This is a genomic window from Streptomyces sp. NPDC026377, from assembly GCF_055567715.1.
This window is the reverse complement of the sequence record NZ_JBVHPV010000005.1, coordinates 194015-219673: the sequence shown is the minus strand read 5'-3', so window position 1 is coordinate 219673 and position 25659 is coordinate 194015. Positions and strand designations below refer to the sequence as shown.

The 25659-nt window shown below is 72.8% G+C and carries 16 protein-coding genes, 1 tRNA gene and 1 pseudogene; 16 read left to right on the top strand and 2 right to left on the bottom strand.

The features are described 5' to 3' along the window. Positions 1-3 precede the first annotated feature (3 nt). Positions 4-906, bottom strand: a complete 903-nt coding sequence (locus ACZ4MU_RS13460) for a sugar phosphate isomerase/epimerase family protein (protein ID WP_467875034.1) — start codon at positions 904-906, stop codon at positions 4-6. A 130-nt stretch (positions 907-1036) separates the two neighbouring features. On the opposite strand from ACZ4MU_RS13460, the gene iolC reads away from it, so the two are divergent. From iolC to ACZ4MU_RS13415, 9 genes are all read left to right on the top strand, one after another. After that, complete coding sequence (gene iolC / locus ACZ4MU_RS13455; RefSeq protein WP_467875031.1) at positions 1037-1993, top strand: 5-dehydro-2-deoxygluconokinase; 957 nt, start codon at positions 1037-1039, stop codon at positions 1991-1993. Continuing rightward, positions 1990-2889 carry a Cgl0159 family (beta/alpha)8-fold protein gene (locus tag ACZ4MU_RS13450; RefSeq protein ID WP_467875029.1) on the top strand — a complete coding sequence of 300 codons (900 nt, stop codon included), beginning with the start codon at positions 1990-1992 and terminating at the stop codon, positions 2887-2889. The genes iolC and ACZ4MU_RS13450 overlap by 4 nt, the downstream gene beginning before the upstream one ends. Positions 2890-2898: 9 nt before the next feature. After that, positions 2899-3753, top strand: coding sequence for a 5-deoxy-glucuronate isomerase (iolB, locus tag ACZ4MU_RS13445; RefSeq protein WP_467875026.1), 855 nt, complete (start codon positions 2899-2901; stop codon positions 3751-3753). Next, positions 3750-5630, top strand: a complete 1881-nt coding sequence (gene iolD / locus ACZ4MU_RS13440) for a 3D-(3,5/4)-trihydroxycyclohexane-1,2-dione acylhydrolase (decyclizing) (protein WP_467875023.1) — start codon at positions 3750-3752, stop codon at positions 5628-5630. The genes iolB and iolD overlap by 4 nt, the downstream gene beginning before the upstream one ends. A gap of 14 nt (positions 5631-5644) precedes the next feature. Beyond that, positions 5645-7156, top strand: a complete 1512-nt coding sequence (gene mmsA / locus ACZ4MU_RS13435; protein WP_467875021.1) for a CoA-acylating methylmalonate-semialdehyde dehydrogenase — start codon at positions 5645-5647, stop codon at positions 7154-7156. A 490-nt stretch (positions 7157-7646) separates the two neighbouring features. Next, complete coding sequence (locus tag ACZ4MU_RS13430; protein ID WP_467875018.1) at positions 7647-9044, top strand: APC family permease; 1398 nt, start codon at positions 7647-7649, stop codon at positions 9042-9044. A gap of 82 nt (positions 9045-9126) precedes the next feature. After that, positions 9127-9921, top strand: a complete 795-nt coding sequence (locus ACZ4MU_RS13425) for a maleylpyruvate isomerase family mycothiol-dependent enzyme (protein WP_467875015.1) — start codon at positions 9127-9129, stop codon at positions 9919-9921. Positions 9922-10071: 150 nt separating this feature from the next. Beyond that, positions 10072-12693: an alpha/beta fold hydrolase gene (locus ACZ4MU_RS13420; RefSeq protein ID WP_467875012.1), complete on the top strand. Its 2622-nt coding sequence runs from the start codon at positions 10072-10074 to the stop codon at positions 12691-12693. Further along, complete coding sequence (locus tag ACZ4MU_RS13415) at positions 12690-13577, top strand: ABC transporter permease (protein ID WP_467875009.1); 888 nt, start codon at positions 12690-12692, stop codon at positions 13575-13577. The genes ACZ4MU_RS13420 and ACZ4MU_RS13415 overlap by 4 nt, the downstream gene beginning before the upstream one ends. A gap of 384 nt (positions 13578-13961) precedes the next feature. Here the strand turns inward: ACZ4MU_RS13415 and ACZ4MU_RS13410 are convergent. Next, positions 13962-14037: transfer RNA gene (locus ACZ4MU_RS13410), tRNA-Arg, on the bottom strand. 331 nt (positions 14038-14368) lie between these two features. Here ACZ4MU_RS13410 and ACZ4MU_RS13405 point away from each other — a divergent pair. From ACZ4MU_RS13405 to ACZ4MU_RS13375, 7 genes and pseudogenes are all read left to right on the top strand, one after another. Beyond that, entirely contained in the window at positions 14369-15967 is a 1599-nt protein-coding gene (locus ACZ4MU_RS13405; protein ID WP_467875006.1) for a dynamin family protein, read from the top strand. A 1601-nt stretch (positions 15968-17568) separates the two neighbouring features. After that, positions 17569-19668: a YfjP family GTPase gene (locus ACZ4MU_RS13400; RefSeq protein ID WP_467875517.1), complete on the top strand. Its 2100-nt coding sequence runs from the start codon at positions 17569-17571 to the stop codon at positions 19666-19668. A 268-nt stretch (positions 19669-19936) separates the two neighbouring features. Beyond that, a pseudogene (locus ACZ4MU_RS13395) lies at positions 19937-20323 on the top strand (single-stranded DNA-binding protein); the annotation flags it as partial. Between the two features lie 444 nt (positions 20324-20767). Next, positions 20768-22225, top strand: a complete 1458-nt coding sequence (locus ACZ4MU_RS13390) for an LAETG motif-containing sortase-dependent surface protein (RefSeq protein WP_467875004.1) — start codon at positions 20768-20770, stop codon at positions 22223-22225. Positions 22226-22413: 188 nt separating this feature from the next. Continuing rightward, on the top strand, positions 22414-24078 hold the full coding sequence (gene ettA / locus ACZ4MU_RS13385) for an energy-dependent translational throttle protein EttA (protein WP_467875001.1): 1665 nt from the start codon (positions 22414-22416) through the stop codon (positions 24076-24078). 5 nt (positions 24079-24083) lie between these two features. Then, positions 24084-24548 (top strand): acyl-CoA thioesterase, encoded by a 465-nt coding sequence (locus ACZ4MU_RS13380; RefSeq protein ID WP_467874999.1) that lies wholly within the window; start codon positions 24084-24086, stop codon positions 24546-24548. After that, entirely contained in the window at positions 24545-25228 is a 684-nt protein-coding gene (locus ACZ4MU_RS13375) for a DUF8010 domain-containing protein (protein ID WP_467874997.1), read from the top strand. The genes ACZ4MU_RS13380 and ACZ4MU_RS13375 overlap by 4 nt, the downstream gene beginning before the upstream one ends. The last annotated feature ends 431 nt before the right edge of the window (positions 25229-25659 follow it).

The following is a 25659-nucleotide window of genomic DNA, read 5'->3' as shown; positions in this document are numbered from 1 at the left end:
GCGTCACGCCCCGCAGGAGCGCAGGAACGCGCGCGTGCGTGTGGCGATCGGCAGCGGGCGGTCCGGGTCGCACGGGTACATGTCCTGTTCCACGATCGCGAACAGGTCCACGTCGAGCGCCTGGGCGGCGGCGAGGACCGGTTCGAGGGCGGGCACCCCGGCGGGCGGCTCGCACATCACCCCCCGGGCGACGGCGGGCCCGAACGGCAGCCGTTCGGCGTGCACCCGGGCCAGGACGTCCGGGTCCACCTGCTTGAGGTGGAGGTAGCCGATCCGCTCCCCGTAGGTCTCGATCAGCTCGACGCTGTCGCCGCCGCAGTAGGCGTAGTGCCCGGTGTCCAGGCAGAGGCTCACCAGATCGGGGTCGGTGGCGTCGAGGAAGCGGGCCACGTTCTCCTCGCTGTCGATGTGGGTGTCGGCGTGCGGGTGCACCACGATCCGCAGCCCGTAGCGCTCGCGCACCTCCCGGGCGAGCCGCTCGGTCTGCTCGGCGAGGTCGCGCCACTGCGCGGCGCTGAGCGTGGAGCTCTCCAGCACCTCGCCCGTCCTGTCGTCCCGCCAGAACGCGGGGATGACGACGAGGTGGCCGGCGCCGGTGGCCCGGGTCAGCTCCGCCACGTCCGCCACGTGCTCCCAGGTGGTGTCCCACACGGCGGGGCCGTGGTGGAGCCCGGTGAAGACGGTCCCGGCCGAGACACGCAGGTTCCGGCGCGCGGTCTCGTCGGCGAGGCGCGCCGGGTCGGTGGGGAGGTAGCCGTACGGTCCGAGTTCGATCCACCCATAGCCGGCCTCCGCGACCTCGTCGAGGAAGCGGGTCCAGGGGACCTGGCGGGGGTCGTCGGGAAACCAGACGCCCCAGGAGTCGGGGGCCGAGCCGATCCGGATACGAGTCTTGGCCGTCGTCATGGGAGCAGCCTTCCGGGGGCGCCGGAACGGTGTCAAGGCTACGTCCGAATGTCAGGACAAAAGATTGACAGGGCCGGTCCGGGGCCGCTAGACCTGGGACGGCCGAGGGTCACCGATGAAGGGGGCGTGCATGGAGGCGGTTCCGTACGACGTGATCACCATGGGGCGGATCGGGGTGGACCTCTATCCCCTCCAGACCGGCGTGCCGCTCGCGAAGGTGACGTCGTTCGGCAAGTTCCTCGGCGGCTCGCCGTCCAACGTGGCGGTCGCGGCGGCCCGGCTCGGGCGCCGCACGGCCGTGGTCACCGGCACCGGCGAGGACCCCTTCGGGGCGTATCTGCGCGAGGAGCTGGGCGCGTTCGGGGTCGACGCCCGCTGGGTGAAGAGCGTGCCGGGCCTGGCGACCCCGCTCACCTTCTGCGAGATCTTCCCGCCCGACGACTTCCCGCTGTACTTCTACCGCGCCCCCAAGGCACCCGACCTGGAGCTGTACGAGGCCGACCTCGACCTGGACGCGATCCGCGCGGCGCGGATCTTCTGGGTCACCGGCACCGGCCTGAGCGCCGAGCCGAGCCGGTCCACCACGCTGGCGGCGCTCGCGGCCCGGGCGCGTGTGGGCACCACGGTCTTCGACCTCGACTGGCGGCCCATGTTCTGGGGGGACCCCGAGGAGGCGCGCCCGTACTACCGCGAGGCCCTGCGCCACGCGACCGTCGCCGTCGGCAACCTCCAGGAGTGCGCGGTGGCCACCGGCGAACGCGAGCCGCACGCCGCCGCCCGGGCACTGCTCGCGGCCGGGGCCGAGCTCGCGGTGGTCAAACGAGGGCCCGAGGGGGTGCTCGCCCTCCACCGGGACGGCGGCGCCGCCGAGGTGCCGCCCGTCCCCGTCGAGGTGGTCAACGGGCTGGGCGCCGGGGACGCGTTCGGCGGGGCGCTCTGCCACGGTCTGCTGTCCGGCTGGGACACCGGACGGCTGATGCGGTACGCCAACGCCGCCGGGGCGATCGTCGCCGCCCGCCTCGCCTGCTCCTCCGCGATGCCGTACCCGGCCGAGGTCGAACGCGTCCTGGCGGGGGGAGCGCCGTGAGCGTCCGCGTCAGCCCCGGCGAGCTCGCCCGGGTCCGCACCCGCCACCCCGAGGCCGTCGCCGAGGCGGCGGCCCGGCGCGCCCGGCGCCCGCTGGTCCGGGGCTCCGGGCGGCTGCTGATCGTCGCGGCCGACCACCCGGCCCGGGGCGCGCTCGCCGTCGGCGACGACGCCTTCGCCATGGCCGACCGGTCCGTCCTGCTGGAGCGGCTCTGCCTGGCGCTGTCGCGGCCCGGGGTCGACGGGGTGCTCGCCAGCGCCGACATCCTGGAGGACCTGCTGCTCCTGGGGGCTCTGGAGGACAAGGTCGTCATGGGGTCGATGAACCGGGGCGGCCTCGCCGGGTCCGCCTTCGAACTGGACGACCGCTTCACCGGCCACCGCGCCCAGGACCTCGCCCGGCTCGGCTTCGACGCGGGCAAGCTGCTGCTGCGGCTCGACTACGAGGACCCCGGCTCGCTCGACACGCTGCATTCGGCTGCCCGCGCGATCGACGCGATGGCGGAACGTCGGCTGCCCGTCTTCGTGGAGCCGTTCATCTGTCACCGGCGCGACGGACGGTTGCGCAACGATCTGGGCGCGGACGCCGTGACGCGCTCGCTCGCCATCGCCTCCGGTCTGGGCGGCACCTCGGCGTACACCTGGCTGAAGGTGCCCGTCACCGAGGACCCCGACGACATGGCCCGGGTGATGGCGACCACCACCCTGCCCGCCGTGCTGCTCGGCGGGGACACCGGCAGCACGCCGGGGGAACAGGAGGCGGCGTACGAGAAGTGGCGCGGCGCGCTGCGCCTGCCCACCGTGCAGGGGCTGGTGGCGGGGCGCACCCTGCTCTATCCGGCCGACGGGGACGTGGCGGGCGCGGTCGACATCGCCGCCGGGCTGCTGAAGGGGTAGGGATCGGGCATGGACGCGCACAAGGACGAGCTGTTCGTACGGGCCGGATCCGCCTCCACGGGGGCGTACGCCCTGGACATCGGCCCCGAGCGGGCCGGCTGGGGGTACTCGGCGCTGCGGATCCTGGAGCTGGCACCGGGCGGGGAGCATGACTTCGCGACCGGCGACAGCGAGTGGATCCTGCTGCCCCTCCAGGGTGGCTGTACCGTACATGTAGAAAGCCGGACCGAGGGCCGCACCGAGGACCGGCCCCTGGAACTGCGGGGCAGGGAGAGCGTGTTCGCCGGAGTCACCGACTTCGCGTACCTCCCGCGTGACGCCCACGCACAGATCGCCTCCGGCGCGGGAGGCCGTTTCGCCCTGGCAGGAGCGAGGTGCGAGCGCCGACTCCCCGCTCGCTGCGGCCCCGCGCCGGAGGTACCCCTGGAACAGCGCGGCTCGGGCGTCAGCGCCCGCGAGATCCGGGGGTTCGCCGCCGCCGACGCCTTCGCCTGCGACCGGCTCATCGCCGTCGAGGTGATCACCCCGGGCGGCAACTGGTCCTCCTATCCGCCGCACAAGCACGACGAGCACGTGCCCGGGCGGGAGTCGGTGCTGGAGGAGATCTACTACTTCGAGTTCGCCGCCCCGAACGGCTTCGGCTACCAGCGCGTGTCGCCCTCGCGCCCGGGCGGCGCCGAGGTGCTCGCCGAGGTCCGCACCGGCGACGCCGTCCTCGTCCCCGACGGCTGGCACGGGCCCTCGATCGCCGCGCCCGGACACCCCATGTACTACCTGAACGTGATGGCGGGCCCGGGCGCGGAACGCGAGTGGCGCATCAGCTTTCACCCCGACCACACCGACCACACAGGGGTTTACCGATGAGCGGTACGACCAGGCGTCTGACCACCGCGCAGGCGCTGCTCGCCTTCCTCGCCCGCCAGTACACCTCCCGTGCCGGGACCGAGCAGCGTCTGATCACCGCCGCCTGGGGCATCTTCGGCCACGGCAACGTCGCCGGGATCGGTCAGGCGCTCCTGGAGCCCGGCAGCGACATGCCCTACCACCAGGGCCGCAACGAACAGGCCATGGTGCACGCGGCCGTCGGCTACGCCCGCCAGTGCGGGCGGCTCTCGGCGCACGCGGTGACCACCTCGATCGGGCCGGGCGCCACCAACCTCGTCACCGGCGCGGCCCTGGCGACCGTCAACCACCTGCCCGTGCTGCTGCTGCCCGGCGACGTGTTCGCCGCCCGCCCGGCCGATCCGGTCCTCCAGCAGCTCGAAGTCCCGTACGCGGGCGATGTGTCGGTCAACGACTGCCTGCGGCCCGTCTCGCGCTACTTCGACCGGATCACCCGTCCCGAGGCGCTGATCCCGGCCGCGCTCGCCGCGATGAGCGTGCTCACCGACCCCGCGAGGACCGGCACGGTCACCCTGGCCCTGCCGCAGGACGTACAGGCGCAGGCGTACGACTGGCCCGAGGAGTTCTTCCGGCGGCGGGTGTGGCACGTACGGGCCCAGGAGCCGGACCCCTGCGAGCTGGACGCGGCCGTCGGTCTGCTGCGCGCCGCTCGCCGGCCGCTGGTCGTCGCGGGTGGCGGCGTCCACCACGCCCGCGCCGAGGAGGCGCTGCGCCGCTTCGCCGAGCGGACCGGCATCCCGGTCGCGTCCACCCAGGCGGGCAAGGGCTCGCTGCCCCACGACCACCCGTGCGACGTGGGCGGCATCGGTCACACCGGCACCGCCACGGCCGACGCGCTGGCCCGTGAGGCCGATGTCGTCCTCGGTGTCGGCACCCGCTGGACCGACTTCACCACCGCCTCCTCGACCCTCTTCCAGAACCCCTCGGTCCGGTTCGTCGGGCTCAATGTGAACGGCGCCGACGCCCACAAGCTGGGCGCGCTCCAGCTCGTCGCGGACGCCCGCGCGGGCCTCGAAGCCCTGACGCGGGCCCTCGAAGGGCACCGCGTCGCGCCCGCCTACCCGGCCGCCTACGGCGAGGCCAAGGCGGCCTGGGAGGAGCGGGTCACCGCCGCGTACACCCCCGGGGACGAGGACGCCCGCCCCACCCAGGCCCAAGTCCTCGGTGTCCTGGACACGTTGGTCACCGGCGACGACATCCTGATCAACGCGGCGGGCTCGCTCCCGGGCGATCTGCACAAGCTCTGGCGCACCCGCTCGCGCGACCAGTACCACGTCGAGTACGGCTACTCCTGCATGGGATACGAGATCCCGGCGGCGATCGGCGTGGCCCTCGCCGCGCCCGGCCGGCCGGTGTGGGCGCTGGTCGGCGACGGGACGTATCTGATGAACCCCACCGAGATCGTCACGGCGGTGCAGGAGAACCTCCCCCTGAAGGTGGTGATCCTCCAGAACCACGGGTACGCCTCGATCGGCGGCCTCTCGGAGTCGGTGGGCGGCGAGCGCTACGGCACCGCCTACCGCTTCAGGGCGCCCGACGGAAGCTTCACGGGCGAGCCGCTGCCGGTCGACCTGGCGGCCAACGCGGCCTCCCTCGGCATGGCCGTGCTGCGCCCCAAGACCATTCGTGACCTGCGCGAAGCTCTCGCGAGCGCCCGCGCGGCGGACCGCCCCACATGTGTCTACGTCGAGACCGAAACGGCAGACACAGTGTCGGGCCCGCCCCCGGCGCAGGCGTGGTGGGATGTTCCCGTGGCCGAGACCGCGACCCGCTCGTCGGCGGTCGAGGCGCGCGAGGAGTACGACCGGCAAGTCGCAGCCCGACGCCGCCATCTCTGAAGGAGTTTCCTGCCATGACGAAGACCGTCAACCACTGGATCGGTGGTAAGCCCGTCGAGAGGGCTGCGGGCGCCTCCGGTTCGTACGGCCAGGTCACCGACCCCGCGACCGGGGCCGTGACCACGCGGGTCGCCTTCGCGAGCGTCGAGGAGGTGGACGCGGCGGTCGCGGCCGCCCGCGAGGCGTACACCACCTGGGGCCAGTCTTCGCTGGCTCAACGTACGGCGGTGCTCTTCAAGTTCCGCGCTCTGCTGGACGCCAACCGCGACGCGATCGCGGCGCTGATCACCGCCGAGCACGGCAAGGTGCACTCCGACGCGCTCGGCGAGGTCGCGCGCGGCCTGGAGATCGTGGACCTGGCGTGCGGCATCAGCGTCCAGCTCAAGGGCGAGCTCTCCACGCAGGTCGCCAGCCGGGTGGACGTGGCCTCGATCCGCCAGCCGCTGGGCGTCGTCGCGGGCATCACGCCGTTCAACTTCCCGGCCATGGTGCCGATGTGGATGTTCCCGCTCGCCATCGCCTGCGGCAACACCTTCGTCCTCAAGCCGTCCGAGAAGGACCCCTCGGCCTCGATGAAGATCGCGGAGCTGCTGAGCGAGGCCGGGCTGCCCGACGGCGTCTTCAACGTCGTGCACGGCGACAAGGCCGCCGTGGACCGCCTCCTGGAGCACCCGGACGTGGCCGCCGTCTCCTTCGTCGGCTCCACCCCGATCGCCCGCCACATCCACACCACGGCGGCCGCTCACGGCAAGCGCGTCCAGGCACTCGGCGGCGCCAAGAACCACATGCTGGTCCTGCCGGACGCCGATCTGGACGCGGCGGCCGACGCCGCCGTCTCGGCCGCGTACGGCTCGGCGGGGGAGCGCTGCATGGCCATCTCGGCGGTCGTGGCGGTCGGCGCCATCGGCGACGAGCTGGTGGCGAAGATCCGCGAGCGCGCCGAGAAGATCAGGATCGGTCCCGGCACCGACCCGGCGTCCGAGATGGGCCCGCTGATCACCGCCGCCCACCGCGACAAGGTCGCCTCCTACGTCACCGGCGCCGCGGCCCAGGGGTGCGAGGTCGTCCTCGACGGCACCGGGCACACGGTGGAGGGCTACGAGAACGGCCACTGGATCGGCCTCTCGCTGCTCGACAAGGTGCCCACGTCCGCCGACGCCTACCGGGACGAGATCTTCGGCCCGGTGCTGTGCGTGCTGCGCGTGGAGTCGTACGAGGAGGGCCTGGCGCTCATCAACGCCTCGCCGTTCGGCAACGGCACCGCGATCTTCACCCGCGACGGCGGCGCGGCCCGTCGCTTCCAGCTGGAGGTCGAGGCCGGGATGGTCGGCGTCAACGTGCCGATCCCGGTGCCGGTGGGCTACCACTCCTTCGGCGGCTGGAAGGACTCGCTCTTCGGCGACCACCACATCTACGGCAACGACGGCACGCACTTCTACACCCGCGGCAAGGTCGTCACCACCCGCTGGCCGGACCCCTCCGACGCCCCCGCCGGCGTCGACCTGGGCTTCCCGCGCAACCACTGATCCGCGACCCCTGATCCACGGCCCGGCCCCACCCAGGCCCGGCCCCCGAAGCGGCCCGTACGGTTCCCCCACCGTGCGGGCCGCTGCCATGCCCGGCGCCGCCGCGCACGGCGAGCCCCCGGACGCGGGCCGGGCACACCGGCTGACGCGAGCTGGTGACCGGGGGTAACCACAGGGGCGGCACGGGGTGCCAGGGGTGTTCCGGTATACGGGATCGGGCAAAATTTTTCGGCGCGGAGGCTGCGGTTCCCGTACCGGTCGAACATTGCGCCTTTGTTGCGCTCTTAACGCCGTATCAGTGCCCCAGGTGTGCCGGAACGACGAATTCCGTAGGTGAACAGCTATTGACCTGCGGATCGAGTGGAGATTGAAATGGCGCCCCGGGAGCGACCCACCACTCACCACCGGGGCCGGACGGGCCCCGGAGCACCACCCGGAGGTCGATAGCGCTCCCCGCTCACACCCCACCCCGCCGATCGGACGCACCTCGATGACCGAAACGCTCAGCCCGCCCCACGTCCTCTCCCCGGCCACGGGCGAAGCCCCCAAGAAGCTCAAGCGTTCCATCGGCGTCGTGGGCGGCACCCTGCTGACGCTCTCCTGCGTGACGCCCGCCTCCACCCTCTTCGTGGTCGTGCCCGACCTCTTCTCCAGCCTCGGCACCTACACCGCGCTCACCATCGCCATCGGCTCGCTGCTCTGTATCGGCGTCGCCTTCTGCTACTCGGAGCTGGGCACCCTCATCCCCAGCGCGGGCGGCGAGTACGCGATGGTCTCCACGCTCGCCGGACGGCTCGCGGGCTGGCTGGTCTTCGTCCTCTCGCTGCTCGTCGTGATGATCGTTCCCCCGGTCATCGCCATGGGAACGGCCGACTACCTGGCCCCGCTCGTCCACATCCCCGCCCCCGTCGCCGGCGGCGGCGTGATGCTGCTCGCCACCCTCGCGGGGCTGCTCGACCTGCGGGCCAACGCCTGGATCACCGGTATCTTCCTGGTCCTCGAAGTGGTGGCCGCGGCCCTGGTCGCCGTCCTCGGCTTCGCCCACGGCGAGCGCGGCGCCTCCTCCCTCGTCCACGGCACGGTCGCCGGGGACGGCGGCGGCCACTCCACGGTCACCGCGATGATGGTCGTCTCCGGCCTCGCCATCGCCCTCTTCATCACCCAGGGCTTCTCGACCGCCGTCTACCTCTCCGAGGAGCTGGAGCACCCGCGCCGCAACGTGGCCCGCACCGTGCTCGCCACCCTCGCCATCTCGACCGCCGTCATCCTCGTCCCCGTCGTCGCCATCACCGTGGGCGCCCCCGACCTCGCGGCCCTCGCCTCCGGCGACATCAGCGGGATGGTCACCGCCTGGTCAAACTCGGCCGTCGGCACCTTCGTCAGCCTCTGCGTGGCCCTCGCCATCGTCAACGCGGGCATCGTGATGGTCATCCAGAACTCCCGCGTCCTGTTCGCCTCCGCCCGCGACAAGGCCTGGCCCGAGCCGGTCAACCGCGCCCTGTCCCGCCTCGGCCGCTTCGGCTCCCCGTGGGTGGCCACCCTCCTGGTCGGCGTCCCCGGCGCCGCCCTGTGCTTCGTCAACCTCGACACCCTGTACGGCGTCACCGGCGTCTCGGTCACCGGCATGTACCTGCTGGTCGCCGTCGCCGCCCTGCTCAGCCGCCGCGGCGGGCACCGCGAGACCGCCGCCTGGCGGATGCCGCTGTGGCCCGCGGTCCCCGTGGTCCTGATCGCCGTCCTCGCGTACATCCTCACCCAGCAGGAGACGCGCTACCTGCTGTGGACCGGGGGCATCACCGCCGTCGCCACCCTCTACTGGGCGCTCTACCTGCGCCCGCGCCGCGAGACGCGGTGGCTGGTGAGCATCCCGGAGGACGAGCAGGCCTGACGCCGCCCGAAGGCGGAGCCTGTCCGGATCCGGTGGTCGTTCCACGGGACGCAACGGGCTTGCTCCGCCTAGGGTTTGGGGTATGAATGCCGCACCCATACCTCTCGACCACGACTTCTACTGCGCCGAAATCCTTCGCCAGACCGACGCGTTGCGGTCCCACCTGACCGGCGCCGACCTCTCCGCCACCGTACCGACCTGCCCCGACTGGACGGTGAGGCAGCTCGCCGTCCACGTCGGCGGCTCCCACCGCTGGGTCGCCGAGATCGTCCGTACGAAGGCCACCGCCGCCGTCCCCCAGGAGGACGTGCCCGCGTCCGACGGCCCCGAGAAGGACGAACCGGAGGCGCTGGACGCCTGGTTGGCCGAGGGCGCGGCCCTGTGCGCGGACACCCTGCGCACGGCCGGGGCCGACCAGGCGACCTGGTCCTGGACGGGCGAGGCCACCGCCGGGTTCTGGGCGCGCCGGATGACCCACGAGACGGTCGTCCACCGCCTGGACGCGGCCCTCGCGGTGGACGCGGAGTACGTCCTCGCGCCGGAGGTCGCCGCGGACACGATCGACGAGTGGCTGGAGATCGTCACCTACGTCCAGGCCGCCAAACTGGCCCCGGCCGCCGCCGAACTGCGCGGCCCCGGCCGCACCCTCCACCTGCACGCCACGGACGCCCCCGGCGCCGAGTGGCTGATCGAACTGGGCGAGGACGGGGTGAGCTGGCGGCGCGCCCACGAGAAGGCCACGGTGGCCCTGCGCGGCCCGCTCACCGACATCCTGAGCGTCTTCTACCGGAGGCTGCCCGCCGACAGCCCCCGGGTCGAGGTCCTCGGCCACGCCGAGCTCCTGGACTTCTGGCTGGAGCGGGCCTCCTTCGGCTGACCGCCCGCAGGGCCGCCGCCGGGCCGTCTCGGGCGCCCGTTCCCGTACTCCCGTCGCGGTACGGGAACGGCCGCCCGTACGCCGCGAGTACACCCCGGCCTCCACCTGGCGGCAGGTCCGGTTGTCGGACCCGGCGCTTACGGTGGAGGCATGAGACTGCGCAGACCTCGTGGGAGGGCGGCGGCCGGGGTGGCCGCCGCCCTCGTGGTGCTCGCCGGAGCCGGCGTGTGGACGGCCACCGGCGCCGGCGGCGCGCCCGCGGTGCACCAGGAGGACCGGGTGATGGAGATGCCCGGAGCGAAGATCGACACGTCGTACTTCACGGCGGGCGACGCCAAGGACAAGCGCCCCGCCGTCCTGCTGGGCCACGGCTTCGGCGGCAGCAAGGACGACGTCCGTGGCCAGGCGCGCGACCTCGCCCGCGAGGGCTACGCGGTCCTGACCTGGTCCGCGCGCGGCTTCGGCGACTCCACCGGCGAGATCGGCCTCAACGACCCGGCGTTCGAGGTGAAGGACGTCTCCCGGCTCGTCGACTGGCTGGCGAAGCGCCCGGAGGTGCGGCTCGACGCGGCGGGCGACCCGCGCGTCGGCGTCACCGGCGCGTCCTACGGAGGCGCGATTTCCCTCCTGGCCGCCGGGTACGACAAGCGGATCGACGCGATCGCCCCCCAGATCACCTACTGGAACCTGGCGGACGCGCTCTTCCCCGACGGCGTCTTCAAGAAGCTGTGGGCCGGGGTCTTCTTCTCCACCGGCGGCGGCTGCAAGACCTTCGAGAAGCAGCTCTGCGAGATGTACCAGAGGGTCGCGGTCAGCGGCAGGCCGGACGCGCAGGCGCGCGACCTGCTCGCGGCCCGCTCCCCGTCCGCAGTCGGCGACCGCGTCAAGGTGCCCGCGCTGATCGTCCAGGGGCAGAACGACTCCCTCTTCCCTCTCGGCCAGGCCGACGCCATGGCCCGGCGGATCCGCGCCAACGGCGCCCCTGTCGCGGTCGACTGGATCACCGGCGGCCACGACGGCGGCGACCGCGAGTCCGGGCGGATCACGGCCCGGATCACCTCCTGGTTCGACCGCTACCTCAAGGACGACGAAGGCGCCTCCACCGGCCCCGCCTTCCGGGTCACCAGGACCGGTGGCATCAGCTCCACCGACGGCGCCGCCCAGCTGCGCGGCGCCACCAGCGGCAGCTACCCGGGCCTGGCGGACGGCACGCGCGCGGTGAAGCTCACCGGCCGCGAGCAGACCTTCGAGAACCCGGCGGGCGCCGCCCCGCCCGCCATCTCCGCCGTGCCCGGCGTCGGCGGGGGCCTGGCGGGCCTGTCCTCCCTCGGCGTGGGCGGCCTGTCCATCGACTTCCCCGGGCAGTACGCCCGCTTCGACTCCGAGCCGCTCAGGCCCGGTCTGCGCGTCACCGGCTCGCCCACGGTCCGGCTCAAGGTCACCTCCGGCGCCGACGACGCGGTGCTCTTCGCGAAGGTGTACGACGTGAGCCCCGACGGCAAGCGGCAGGTGCTCCCCGCCCAACTGGTGACGCCGGTCCGGGTGGAGGGCGCCAAGGAAGGCAAGGAGATCGAGGTCCGCCTGCCCGCGGTCGACCACAACGTGGAGGCGGGCCACCGGCTGCGCCTGGTGGTCGCCGCGACCGACCTGGGCTACGCCTCCCCGGCCGCGCCCGGTACGTACAAGGTCGCGCTGGTGGACGGCTCGCTGAAGGTGCCCACGGCGCCCGGGGTGAAGACCGGGCCCGCCGGGGTGCCCTGGTGGGCCTGGGGGCTGCCGCTCGCGGGCGCGGTCGTCGCGCTCGGACTGCTGGCCACCCGCCGCGCCACCGCGCCGGCCCCCGACCCGGAGCTGGCCGAGGTACCGCTCCAGATCACCGGTCTGACGAAGAAGTACGCGAAGTCGACCGACCGGTACGCGGTCCGCGACCTCTCCTTCCGCGTCGAGAAGGGCCAGGTGCTCGGCCTGCTCGGGCCCAACGGCGCGGGCAAGACCACCACCCTGCGCATGCTGATGGGCCTCATCCGCCCCGACAGCGGCGAGATCCGCGTCTTCGGCCACGCCATCCGCCCGGGCGCCCCCGTGCTCTCCCGGGTCGGCGCCTTCGTCGAGGGCGCGGGCTTCCTGCCGCACCTGTCCGGCCGCGCCAACCTGGAGCTGTACTGGCAGGCCACCGGCCGCCCCGCCGAGGACTCCCACATGGAGGAGGCGCTGGAGATCGCCGGGCTCGGCGACGCGCTCCAGCGCGCCGTGCGGACGTACTCGCAGGGCATGCGCCAGCGCCTCGCCATCGCCCAGGCCATGCTCGGCCTGCCGGACCTGCTGATCCTCGACGAGCCGACCAACGGCCTCGACCCGCCGCAGATCCGCGAGATGCGGGACGTGATGATCCGGTACGCCCGGGGCGGCCGCACGGTCATCGTCTCCAGCCATCTGCTCTCCGAGGTCGAGCAGTCCTGTACGCATCTGGTGGTCATGGACCGGGGCCGGCTCGTCCAGGCGGGCCCGGTCGCCGAGATCACCGGCGGCAGCGACACGCTCCTGGTCACCGTCGACGGCCCGGTCACCGAGGTGCTGGCCGACAAGGTGGCCGCGCTGCCCGGCGTCGGCGCGGCCACGCCCACCGAGGAGGGCATGCTGGTGCGCCTGGAGGGCGCCTCGGCCACGGAGCTGATCGCCGAACTGGTCCGCCTCGACGTGCCGTTGACGGGCGTCGGCCCGCACCGCCGTCTGGAGGACGCCTTCCTGACCCTGATCGGAGGACCGGCATGAGTGCGCCCACGCACCCCGGCGCGGGCCCGGCGCCCGAGCTGAGGGCCACCGCCCCCGGCTACCGCCCGCGCCGCACCCTGCCCCTGCGGGTGGAGGCGGCGCGCCAACTGCGCCGCAGGCGCACCCTGGTGATGGCCGGCATCCTCGCCGCGCTGCCGTTCATCCTGGTCACGGCGTTCGCCATCGGCGGCACCCCGTCCGGGCGGGACGGCCGGATCACCCTGATCGACACGGCGACGGCGTCCGGGGCGAACTTCGCGGCGACCGCCCTGTTCGTCTCGGCGGGCTTCCTGCTCGTGGTGCCCGTCGCCCTGTTCTGCGGGGACACGGTCGCCTCGGAGGCCGGCTGGTCGTCGCTGCGCTATCTGCTGGCCGCGCCCGTGCCCCGGGCGCGGCTGCTGTGGAGCAAGCTGGCGGTGGCGCTCGGCCTGAGCGCGGCGGCGATCGTCCTGCTGCCGCTGGTGGCCCTGGCGGTGGGCACGGCGGCGTACGGCTGGGGCCCGCTGGAGATCCCCACCGGCGGCTCGCTCGGCGCGGGCGAGGCGCTACCGCGCCTGGCCATCGCCGTGGCGTTCGTCTTCGTCTCCCAACTGGTCACGGCCGGGCTCGCGTTCTGGCTCTCCACCAAGACGGACGCGCCGCTGGGCGCGGTCGGCGGCGCGGTGGGCCTGACGATCGTGGGCAACGTCCTGGACGCGATCACGGCCCTGGGCGACTGGCGCAAGGCCCTCCCGGCCCATTGGCAGTTCGCCTGGGCGGACGCCCTCCAGCCCCACCTGGAGTGGAGCGGCATGGCCCAGGGCGCGGGCGTGTCGGTGGGGTACGCCCTGGTGCTGGTGGCACTGGCGTTCCGGGGGTTCGAGAAGAAGGACATCGTGTCGTAGGGGGCGGGGGTGACGGTGAGGGCCGGGGGCGGGGGCCGGGGGTGGGGTCGGGGCGGGGCCCTTGCGGCCCACTGACGCCCGCCGCCGCGCCGGCGCCCGCCCCCCTGTCACCCGCCCTCCGGCCGGCCCCACGAAGCGGCCCGCCCGCGCGGATGGCCGAACGGAAGGACCCGGACGGGTTACGCGAACGGGAGAATTCACCCCTCACGGCGTACTCGCCGGGCCCTCCCGCGCCCTTGGGGGCCGGGACGGAACAGCGCTTGGCCCCGCTGCGCCGGACGCGCGGGGAGACGTTTTACACGCTCGCTACGGCCGACTCGCTATGGTCCCCCTGACCAGCAAAAAGGCCCTCCCGAAGGGGAGGGCCGGACGCGGCACGGGCGGTGGCGCCCCCGGCAGGACTCGAACCTGCGGCCAAGCGCTTAGAAGGCGCCTGCTCTATCCACTGAGCTACGGGGGCCGGATGGCCTGGAGCCCCCGGGCGGACAAGGCTGCGATCCGGAGCTCGGCTCCGGGCCGTGACCTTGCCGGGGACAAGGATAGGGCTCCTCTCGCCTCGCCCCGGTTGCTTCACCTGCGTGGCACGATGTGGAGGTTCGGTGAAGCGAACCGATAATCGCAGGCGAGCGCGGAACATGCAGCGGTTTTGACGCTCGCGGGGCCGGGTGTTGTGCACTCGTTATGCCTGCGTCCCACTCCTCCCGTCTGTCCCATGTGTCCGATCGGCGCGCGAAAGCTTCCATACGCTTCAAAAAGCCGCCAAAATTGGGCATTCTTCGCATGTGGTGACCTTGGACGTACGGCCTCAGCTGATCGACGCACTCTCCGCCCTGCGCGACAGGGTCGCCGCCGTGCGTCTTCCGCTGCCTCTTCCGGCGGCGGCGCGCGCACGGCAGACCCGGGGCGAACTGCTGGCACAGCTCGACGACTATCTGCTGCCCCGGCTCAGAGATCCCGAGGCGCCGCTGCTCGCCGTAGTCGGCGGCTCCACCGGCGCCGGAAAGTCCACCCTCGTCAACTCCCTTGTGGGGCGACGGGTCAGCGAGGCCGGTGTGCTGCGGCCGACGACCCGCACCCCCGTACTCGTCTGCCACCCCGACGACCACCACTGGTTCACCGAGATCCGCGTCCTGCCCCAGCTCACCCGTGTCTGGCTGCCCCAGCAGAACGACGAGGCGGACATCGACGAGGGCATCGGGGGCAACGACGCGGAGAACTCGCTCCGTATCGAGACCTCGCGGAACCTGCCCGTCGGGCTCGCCCTGCTCGACGCGCCCGACATCGACTCACTGATCGTCAGCAACCGTCTGCTCGCCGCCCAGCTGATCTGCGCCGCCGACATCTGGGTGATGGTCACGACCGCCTCGCGGTACGCGGACGCCGTGCCGTGGCACCTGCTGCGGACGGCCAAGGAGTACGACGCCATGCTGATCACCGTCCTCGACCGGGTGCCGCACCAGGTCATCGGCGAGGTGTCCCGGCAGTACGCGGCGCTTCTGACCAAGGCGGGGCTCGGTGACGTGCCCCGCTTCACCATTCCCGAGCTGCCCGAATCGGCCGGGGGCGGAAGCGGATTGCTGCCGGCCACCGCCGTCGCCCCGCTCGGTCAGTGGCTCGCCCACCGGGCCCAGGACCCGGCCGCCCGCCAGCAGGCCGTCTTCCGTACCGCCGTCGGGGTCATCGACTCGCTCAACGCCCGTATGCCCGAACTCGCCTCCGCCGTCGCCGCCCAGTACGCCGCCGCCGTACGGATGACGAGCGCGGTGGAGGAGGCGTACGAGCGGGAAGGGGCGCGGGTGCGGCGCAGGCTCCAGGCGGGGGGCGTGCTCGCCGGAGACGCGCTGACCCGCTGGCGCGCGTACCCCCGGGACGCCACCTCCGTCGAGCTCCTCGAAGCGCTCTGCGAGAGCCTCACCGAACTGCTCGGCTGCGCGGCCGCCGCCGCCGACGAACGGGTGCGCGAGGCATGGGGCCGCGAACCGGCCGCCGCCGAGCTGGCCCGGGGCGTACGGGACCGGGAGGCCGCCGACCGCATCGGGCTCGCCGTACGGCGCTGGCGGCGGGTCCTGGAGGAGCTGGCCGAGGAGGAGGTACGGGAGATGGACCGGGCCGTCGCCCCCTCCGCCGAGGCCGTGGCGGCCCTGCTGGCGGCCTCGCTCCTCGGTGGACGCCGTGCCCGCAGGGCCGGGGAACGGCTGGCCGAACGCATCGGCGCCAAGCGCGCGCTGCGCCTGCGCGACCAGGGCGGAAAGCTCGTCACCTCGTACATCGACCGCGTCCTGAACGCCGAACGCGACCGCAGGCTCGCCCCGCTGGACGCGCTCCGGGTGACCCCGGAGCCCCAGGCCGGGCTGATCGCCGCGCTGTCCCTACTGCAGAAGGAGAGGTGAGCGGGGTGACCGCTCTGACGGACCGCCCGGGGGGCGACAAGCCCGAGTCCGGGGGGCCGGATCCGAGGCCGGATTCGGGGCCGGATCCGAGGCCGGATTCGGAGGAGCTGCGAGGTGGGGGCGAGGCGGGGACGGGTGCCGGGGCTTCCGCTTCGGTGGACTCTGTGGCTTCTGCGGACTCTGAGGGGGCGGAGGGGTCAGACGGATCTGCGGCATCTTCAGCATGTGCGAAGGAGGGTGAGCGGCCGTCCGCCGACGGTTCCGGGGAGGGGCCTGCCCCCGTGGCGCCGGTTCCGTCCGTGACGGTGGAGGTACGGATCCCCGGAAGGTCGCCGAGCGGCGGACTGGAGACCGTCCGGCCCACCTCCGGGTGGCTCGGCTTCGACCGTCCGTGGGCCGAACGACCGCCTTCCCGCAGGTCGGAGCCGGATGGGAGCACGGCGGCCAAGGGGGCTCCTGCCGTGGCGCCGGGGCAGAAGCTCGTCTCCGACGAAGCCGGCACGCCCGAGGCAGACACATCCGGAGGTGCCGCGTCCGGCGGCGCTGGACCCAAGGGCGACGCGGCGAAGCCGGGCACTCCTGGGCCCGACAGCCCCAAGCCGGCCGACCCCGATGCCGACAGGCCCGAGCCGGGCGGGTCCGTGACCAACACGTCCGAGTCGGGCGGGTCCGCGACGGACAAGTCCGAGTCGGGCGGGTCCGTGACGGACAAGTTCAGGCGAGTCGCGGCCAAGAAGGAGACCGCCGAGCCGGTCACGGCCAAGCCCGCGGCTTCAAGGCTGGGCGCGGCCCGGCCCGATGCGGACAAGGTGGGCGTGGCCAAGTCCGACGAGCCCGAGCAGGGGGCGCCCAAGCAGGATCAACCCAAGTCGGGCACGCCCCAGCCGGAGGCGTCCAAGCGGGCTGGTGCCAAGCCCGAGGTGTCCAAGCCGGGCGCCGACAAGCCCGAGCCGGGCTCGCCCGAGCAGGACCAGCTCAAACAGGACCCGCCCAGGCCGGTCACGCCCCAACTTGAGGCTCCCAAGCTGGGCGCCGCCAAGCTGGACAAGCCCGAGCCGGTCTTGCCCGAGCAGGACCAGCTCAAGCAGGACCCGTCCGAGCCGGGCGCGCCCCAGTCTGGGGCTTCCCATCCGGTCGGGATCAAGCCCGACAAGTCCGAGCCGGGCTCGCCCGAGCAGGACCAGCCCAAGTCGGTCACGCCCCAAACCGAACTGCCCAAGCCGGGCGCCGCCGGGCCCGATGCGTCCAAGTCGGGCGCCGCCAAGCCTGACAAGTCCGGGCCCGTCGCGCCCGAGCGGGGCCAGCCCAAGCAGGACACGCCCGAACCGGTCAGGCCCCGACCCGGTCATCCCAAGCCGGTTGGTGCCAGGCCGGACGCGGCCAAGCCCGCCCCGCCCCGTCCCGACGCCTCCAAGCCGAGCACCTCCAAGCCGAGCACCTCCAAGCCGAGCACCTCCAAGCCGAGCACCTCCAAGTCGGAGGCCTCCAGGCCCGTCGAGGCGAAGCCCGAGGCGCCCAAGCCCCTCGCGCCCGAGCCTCAGAAGCCCAGGTCAGCCACGTCCCGCCCGGTCACCTCCCCGCCGATCGTGTCCAGGCCCGTCATGTTCAAGTCCCTCACTTTCAAGCCCGCCACCCCCAAATCCGACACGCCCGGGCCCAAAACGACAGAAGTCGACATGTCGACAGCCAGCACCGCCGGTACAGCCATCACCGCCACCACCGCCAGCACCCCCAAGACCCCACCCGCCGCCGCCTCCCGGAGCCGCCGCCTCACCCGAGAGGCCCCAAGCTCCCGCGTCAAGACACCCCCGCGTCCCGCATCCCCCCCGAAGACCGCGACCCCGGCCGCCGGCCGTGCGGCGACCTCACCCGCGCCCGCGGCCGTACCGCCCCGGCCGAGTCGCCTCCCGTACCGCCGCGCCCGCGCCGACTCCACGCAGGCCGCTCACGCGGCACAGGCCGCCCTCGCCGCCGAGGCCGAGCTCGGCTGGGACGACGGGCTGATCGCTCGACGGGTCAACGAAGCGGCCGAGGACGAGGTTCCCGTCGAGGAACCCGAGCCGGTCGAGGCGTACGTGCCCATCGGCGGGCCCTACGGAGCCGAGCTGCGCGGACGGCTGGAGGCCCTGCGGGAGCTCGTGGGGCTCTCGCGCACGCGGCTCGACGGGAAGACGCTGGCCGAGGCGGGCCGCGTACTCGACGAGGCCGCCGCACGGCAGCGGCTGTCCGCGCGGCACACGGTCGTCGCCATCGCCGGAGCCACCGGCAGTGGCAAGTCGACCCTGTTCAACGCCCTCGCCGGTACGCACATCTCCGAGACCGGGCTGCGCCGCCCCACCACCGCCGCGCCCATCGCGTGCAGTTGGACCGACGGCGCGGCCGGCCTGCTGGACCGGCTCGGTCTGCCGGGCAGGCTGCGGCGCCGACCGCTGCCCACCGACCCGCACGCCGAGGCCCTCCAGGGACTGGTCCTCGTCGATCTGCCCGACCTCGACTCGGCGGTCGTCGAACACCGCCGCCAGGCCGACCGCGTCCTTGCGCTCGTCGACGCCGTCGTCTGGGTCGTGGACCCGGAGAAGTACGCGGACGCCGTCCTCCACGAGCGGTACCTACGGCCCCTGGCCGGGCACGCCGAGGTGACCTTCGTCGTACTGAACCAGGTCGACCGGCTCCCCGGCGACGCCGCCGACCAGGTGCTCGACGATCTGCGCCGCCTCCTCGACGAGGACGGCATGGCACTCGGCGAGCACGGCGAACCCGGCGCCACCGTCATCTCCCTCTCCGCCCTCACCGGCCAGGGGGTCGGTGAACTGCGCGACCTGCTCAGCCGTTTCGTGCAGGAACGCGGCGCCCCGGAACGCCGGGTCTCGGCCGACCTGGACGCCGCCGCCGCCGAACTGCGTCCGGTGTACGTCGCGGACGGCCGTACGGGGCTCGACGAGCGGGCCCGCGAGGCGTTCACCGACCGCCTCGCGGCGGCCGTGGGCGCCGCCGCCGCGGGGGAGGCCGCCGAACGGGAGTGGCGGCGCAACGCGGGCCGCGCCTGCGGCACTCCCTGGCTGCGGCTCTGGCGCTGGTACGAGAGGATGCGCGTCCCCGGCAGGGAGTCCCCGCAGCCCGCTCCTCCTCCGGAGGAGGAGGTGACGGCCCGCCAGCGGGTCGAGCAGGCCGTACGCCTCGTCGCGGAGGAGGCGGCCACCGGCCTGCCCACCCCCTGGGCCCAGGCAGTACGGGAGGCTGCGGTGCGCGGCGCCGAGGGCCTGCCGGAGGCACTGGACGAGTTGGCGGTACGGGCGGAGCTGGAACGCGGCACCTCGCCCAGGCCCCCGTGGTGGCCCGCGGCGGTCGTGGTGCAGGCGGCCATGACGCTGGTGCAGATCGTGGGCGGCCTGTGGCTCGCGGGGCAGATCGTGGGGGTGTTCCCCCCGGGGTTGCTGGTGCCCGCGCTGGTGATGCTGTCCGGGATCGTCGGGGGCCCGCTGGTCGAGTGGGCCTGCGGGGTCGCGGCACGCGGACCGGGACGGCGCTACGGGCAGGAGGCCGAGCGGCGGTTGCGGGAGGCGGCGGCCGGGTGCGGCCGGGCGAAGGTACTGGACCCGATCGCGGCGGAGCTGATGCGTTACCGCGAGGTGCGCGAGCAGTACGTGGCGGTTCGCGGGGGGACCGGGGCCGGGGCGGGAGTGCGGGTGGGGGTGTCGTGACTGACGGGTGGCCCGGACGGGAGGACCGAGTGGGGGACCTGACGGGGGCGACCTGACGACCGCGCCCCGCACAACCCCCGTACGAGTGACGACGTTTTCCACAATCGCCGGGTTGTCCACAGCCCCCGGCACAAGGTCCTCCGTCCGGTCCAGCATGGTCATCGACAGCGCAAGGGTTCGATCGGCCGGCTGGGCCGGACGGAGTCGCGGCGGGGACGCCGTGTGCGTGATGGGCGCGCACGGCAGGCAGCACGGGGGAGTGGTGGGGATGAACGACACGCTGGTGACACTGGTGGGAAACGCCGCGACGCGGGTGGAGTACCGGGAGACGGCGACGGGCGGGGTGGCCCGGTTCCGGCTCGCGGTGACCCCGCGCCGGTTCGACCGGCAGAAGAACGCCTGGGTGGACGGGCACTCCAGCTTCTACACGGTCTGGGCCTGGCGGACGCTGGGCCTGAATCTGGCGAGTTCGGTCGCTGTGGGCGAACCGCTGGTGGTGCACGGCAGGTTGCGGGTGCGTGACGAGGATCTGGACGGTCAGCGCCGGTTCTCGGCGGATGTCGAGGCGGTCGCGGTGGGCCACGATCTGACGCGCGGGACATCCGCCTTCCGGCGCGTGGTGAAAGCGGACCCGGCGCTGACCGAGCCGCCCAAGGACCCTGCGGGGGAAGCCGGTTCGGGGGGCGTGCGGACATGGAAACCGGGTCCGCAACCGGTTTCCACGGCCTCTCCGGCCTGGACGGGAACGGGCGGTGCGGAAGTGGTCGCTGGGGGTGACGGGGTGGAGGGGGTGAACGCCGGGGCGGGTGGGGAAAGCCCAGGTGGGAGGCGTGGGAAGGGTTCCGTGAAGTCTTCCGGGGCGGCCGTCGCGGCGCCCTGAAAGTCCGTTTCCGCACAGGAGATTTGTCGATAACCCCAGGTGGGGACGGGTAGCGGCGATAACGATTCCGATTCGGAATGGTTATCTGATCGCATGACAGGGGATCAGGCGGCCTGATCTCCATAGGATTTCCGTTACTCACGGGGCACTTGAGTCAGCAGGCGAGGGACTTCCCCCACGCGCACGTACGCGAAAGCTCCTCGCCCGAAGGGGAATTCTGTGTTTTCAGTCGTTCACGGGCTTTCTGTACCCAAGCCTGTACGCAAGCGCGGCCTGGCACGCCTCGCTGCCGCCGTCACCGTCTCGGGTCTGGTCGCCGGCGGCGCCATAACCGGGGCGGGCACGGCGGTCGCCGACACGCCCGGTCAGCAGCACCAGGGCGGCGCGGTCGCCACCATCAAGGGCCTGGACCCGGACGCCTCCGGCAAGGCCGTCATCCACCAGCAGGGCGATGACCGCCCGGTCTCGGCCGGCCTCTTCCAGATGGTCGTCGACGGCGGCGGCACCCTGCGTACGTACTGCATCGACATCCACAACCCGACCCAGCCCGCCGCGAAGTACCAGGAGACCCCCTGGAGCGGCACCTCGCTGAGCGGCAACCCCGACGCGGGCAAGATCCGCTGGATCCTCGAGCACTCGTACCCGCAGGTGAACGACCTGACGGCGCTCGCCAAGTCGGCCGGCCTCAAGGGTCAGCTCACCAATGGCACGGCCGCCGCGGCGACGCAGGTCGCCATCTGGCGCTACTCCGACCACGCCAAGGTCGACGCGGTGGACCCGCAGGCCAAGGAGCTGGCGGACTGGCTGACCAAGTCCGCGAAGAACGTCGCCGAGCCCAAGGCGTCCCTGACGCTCGACAACGCGGCCGTCTCCGGCAAGGCGGGCTCCAAGATCGGCCCGGTGACCGTCCACACCAACGCCGACAAGGTCACGGTGACCCCGTCCGAGGAGCTCAAGGCCGCGGGCGTCAAGGTCCTCGACAAGGGCGGCAAGGCCGCCGCGGTCGCCAAGAACGGCACCCAGCTCTACTTCGACGTGCCCGTGGGCGCCCAGCCGGGCTCCGGCTCGCTGACCGTCCAGGCCACCACCCAGGTGCCGGTCGGCCGCGCGTTCGCCAGTGAGTCCAAGAGCCAGACGCAGATCCTCGCCGGCTCCAGCGTCTCCACGGTGACCGCCGTCGCCAAGGCGACCTGGGCCAAGCAGGGCGCCATTCCGGCCCTGACGGCCGCGAAGAACTGCGCCAAGGGCGGCGTGGACGTCACGGCGACCAACAAGGGCGACGAGGCGTTCACCTTCAAGCTCGCCGGCATGTCGTACACGATCGAGGCCGGCAAGTCGAAGACCATCACGGTGCCGGTCGCCGAGGACCAGGCCTACGACTTCGTGATCACCGGGCCGAACGGCTTCAAGCAGGAGTTCAAGGGCGTCCTGGACTGCAAGACCGCCGGCACCCCGAGCCCCACCAAGCCGTCGTCGCAGCCCAGCCCCGCCTCCGCGGGCGGCACCTCGTCGGGGGGCTCCTCCTCCGGCGGCTCCACCACCGGTGGTGACCTCGCCGAGACGGGCTCCTCCAGCTCCACGCCGATGATCGCGGGCGTCGCTGTCGCCCTGGTCGTCATAGGCGGCGGCGCGGTGTTCTTCCTCCGCCGCAAGAAGGCCGGGACCGCCGGGCACTGACCCAGCGGCTCCGAGCCACGGACCCGTGGACTCGGAGTGACCACCTCGTGACAGTGGCCCCGGTGAGCGCAGGCGCACCGGGGCCACTGGCGTCCCTGGAGAAGTACCCGTTTCCGCCAGGGGGTGGCGGTACGGCAAGATGGGGTGTATCTGCCCACAGCCCGATTCACACTGCCGGACGGTTTCTCTTGGCTGAGTACATCTACACCATGCGCAAGACGCGCAAGGCGCACGGCGACAAGGTGATCCTTGACGACGTCACGCTGAGCTTCCTGCCCGGCGCGAAGATCGGTGTGGTCGGTCCCAACGGTGCCGGTAAGTCCACCGTTCTCAAGATCATGGCGGGCCTTGAGCAGCCCTCCAACGGCGACGCGTTCCTGTCGCCGGGCTACAGCGTCGGCATCCTCATGCAGGAGCCGCAGCTGGACGAGTCGAAGACGGTCCTGGAGAACGTGCAGGACGGCGCCGCCGAGATCATGGGCAAGCTCAAGCGCTTCAACGAGGTCGCCGAGCTCATGGCGACCGACTACTCGGACGCGCTCCTCGAGGAGATGGGCAAGCTCCAGGAGGACCTCGACCACGCCAACGCCTGGGACCTCGACGCCCAGCTGGAGCAGGCCATGGACGCGCTGGGCTGCCCGCCCGGCGACTGGCCCGTGGTCAACCTCTCCGGTGGCGAGAAGCGCCGGGTGGCGCTCTGCAAGCTGCTGATCGAGGCGCCCGACCTGCTCCTCCTCGACGAGCCCACCAACCACCTCGACGCCGAGTCGGTGAACTGGCTGGAGCAGCACCTCTCGAAGTACGCGGGCGCCGTGGTCGCCGTCACCCACGACCGGTACTTCCTGAACAACGTCGCCGAGTGGATCCTGGAGCTGGACCGCGGCCGCGCGATCCCGTACGAGGGCAACTACTCCACGTACCTGGACAAGAAGGCGGCCCGCCTCAAGGTCGAGGGCCGCAAGGACGAGAAGCGCGCCAAGCGGCTCAAGGAAGAGCTGGAGTGGGTCCGCTCCAACGCCAAGGGCCGGCAGACCAAGTCCAAGGCGCGCCTCGCCCGTTACGAGGAGATGGCGGCCGAGGCCGACAAGATGCGGAAGCTGGACTTCGAGGAGATCCAGATCCCGCCGGGCCCGCGTCTGGGCTCGATCGTCGTCGAGGTGGAGAACCTCTCCAAGGCCTTCGGCGACAAGGTCCTCATCGACGACCTGTCCTTCACGCTGCCGCGCAACGGCATCGTGGGCGTCATCGGTCCGAACGGCGCGGGCAAGACCACGCTGTTCAAGATGCTCCAGGGCCTGGAGACCCCCGACACGGGCTCCATCCGGGTCGGCGAGACGGTCAAGATCTCGTACGTCGACCAGAGCCGCGCCAACATCGACCCCAAGAAGACCCTCTGGGCCGTGGTGTCGGACGAGCTCGACTACATCAACGTCGGCCAGGTCGAGATGCCCTCGCGCGCGTACGTCAGCGCGTTCGGCTTCAAGGGCCCGGACCAGCAGAAGCCGGCCGGGGTGCTCTCCGGCGGTGAGCGCAACCGCCTCAACCTGGCGCTGACGCTCAAGGAGGGCGGCAACCTGCTGCTCCTCGACGAGCCCACCAACGACCTCGACGTCGAGACGCTCTCCTCGCTGGAGAACGCGCTCCTGGAGTTCCCGGGTGCCGCTGTCGTGATCTCCCACGACCGCTGGTTCCTGGACCGGGTGGCGACGCACATCCTGGCGTACGAGGGCGACTCGAAGTGGTACTGGTTCGAGGGCAACTTCGAGTCGTACGAGAAGAACAAGATCGAGCGGCTCGGGGCCGACGCGGCGCGTCCGCACCGCGCCACCTACAAGAAGCTCACCCGGGGCTGATCTTCTTGGCTCGCCACATCTACAGCTGCCCGCTCCGCTGGTCGGACATGGACGCCTTCGGGCACGTCAACAACGTGGTCTTCCTCCGCTATCTGGAGGAGGCCCGGATCGACTTCATGTTCCGGCTGGCGCCGGGGGACGGCTCGCCGTCGTTCTCGGGCGGGTCCGTGGTGGCCCGGCACGAGATCGACTACGTACGGCCGCTGGTGCACCGCCACGAGCCGGTGACCGTCGAGTCGTGGGTCACGAAGATCGGCGCGGCGTCGCTGACGATCGCGTACGAGATCAAGGACCCCGAGCAGGTGTATGTGCGGGCGTCCACGGTCGTGGTGCCGTACGACCTGGCGGCGGGGCGGCCGCGGCGGATCTCCGCGGAGGAGAAGGCGTTCCTCCAGGAGTACGTCGAGGAGCCGGCCCGCGCGGGCGGCGGCGCGGGGAAGTCCGCGGGGCCGGAGCGGGCCGCGGCATGACCGTGAAGCTGGGCTTCGCCGACGCCGGGGAGGTGGCGGATCTCGCCGCCTTCCTGGCCCGGCTGATCCACTATGACCGGGCGGCGGCCGTGCGGCTGCAGGCCGGGGGCGGAGCGCTGGCGGTGTTCGGGCGCCCGCCGGCGTTCGAGGTGCTGGCGATTCGTACGGTGCGGCTGGACGCGATGGTGGAGCTCGATGTCACCGTGTCGGCGGGGGAGCTCCTCGAAGCGCTCGACGAGCCCGCGTCGGCGGTGGTCGTTCCGGCCGCCGTGACCGGGCCGCCGTGGGCGGGCGTACTGCCGCCGCGCGGCGGCTGGCGACGGCTGCCCGGGCTGCCCTCGGTCGAGGAGATGCGGCGCGCGGTCGGGGCGGCGGTGGCGGAGTTCCGGGTGCGGGACGAGGCGCTGCCGCAGGAGTCGCGTACGCGGGCCGAGCGGGAGCGGATCGGGCGGGAGATCTGGTCGCGGACGCTGGGGGAGACGGGGGTGCCGTTGCGGGTGGTGCATGCGGCGCAGTCCCTGGGGTTTCTGCGGGCCGGGGCGGCCGGGTCCGGTGCGGCCGGGTCCGGCGGTGAGGTGGCTCTGCTGGGGGCGGGGCCGTGGTTGCGTCTTCGTACGGATTACGGGTCTGTGGCGGTTCGGCGCGCCGGGGTTGGGGTCTTGCCGTTGTCCCCGCGCTGAGGTGCGCCCGGGGCCCGTTGGCGGCTCGGGCTTTCTCTGCGGGTCGTGGTGGGTTGCTGGCCCTCAAGGGTTGTCTTTCGCCTGCGCGCCCGGTGGGGGTTGCTCGCGCAGTTCCCCGCGCCCCTCAGGTGGACCGGCAGCGTCTCGGAGTGCGGCTGGGGTGAGGGGCTGTTTCGTCCGCGGGTCGTGGTGGGTTGCTCGCGCAGTTCCCCGCGCCCCTCAGGTGGCCAGGGGCGCGGGGAACTGCGCGATCAGCCACAGACGGTCCGCAGACGCATCCACGACCTGCTTCCCGCACCCGCACCCGCGTCCGCGCACCCCGCACTCGGCAGCCCCCCGCGCCCCTCAGGTGGCCAGGGGCGCGGGGAACTGCGCGATCAGCCACAGACGGTCCGCAGACGCATCCACGACCTGCTTCCCGCACCCGCACC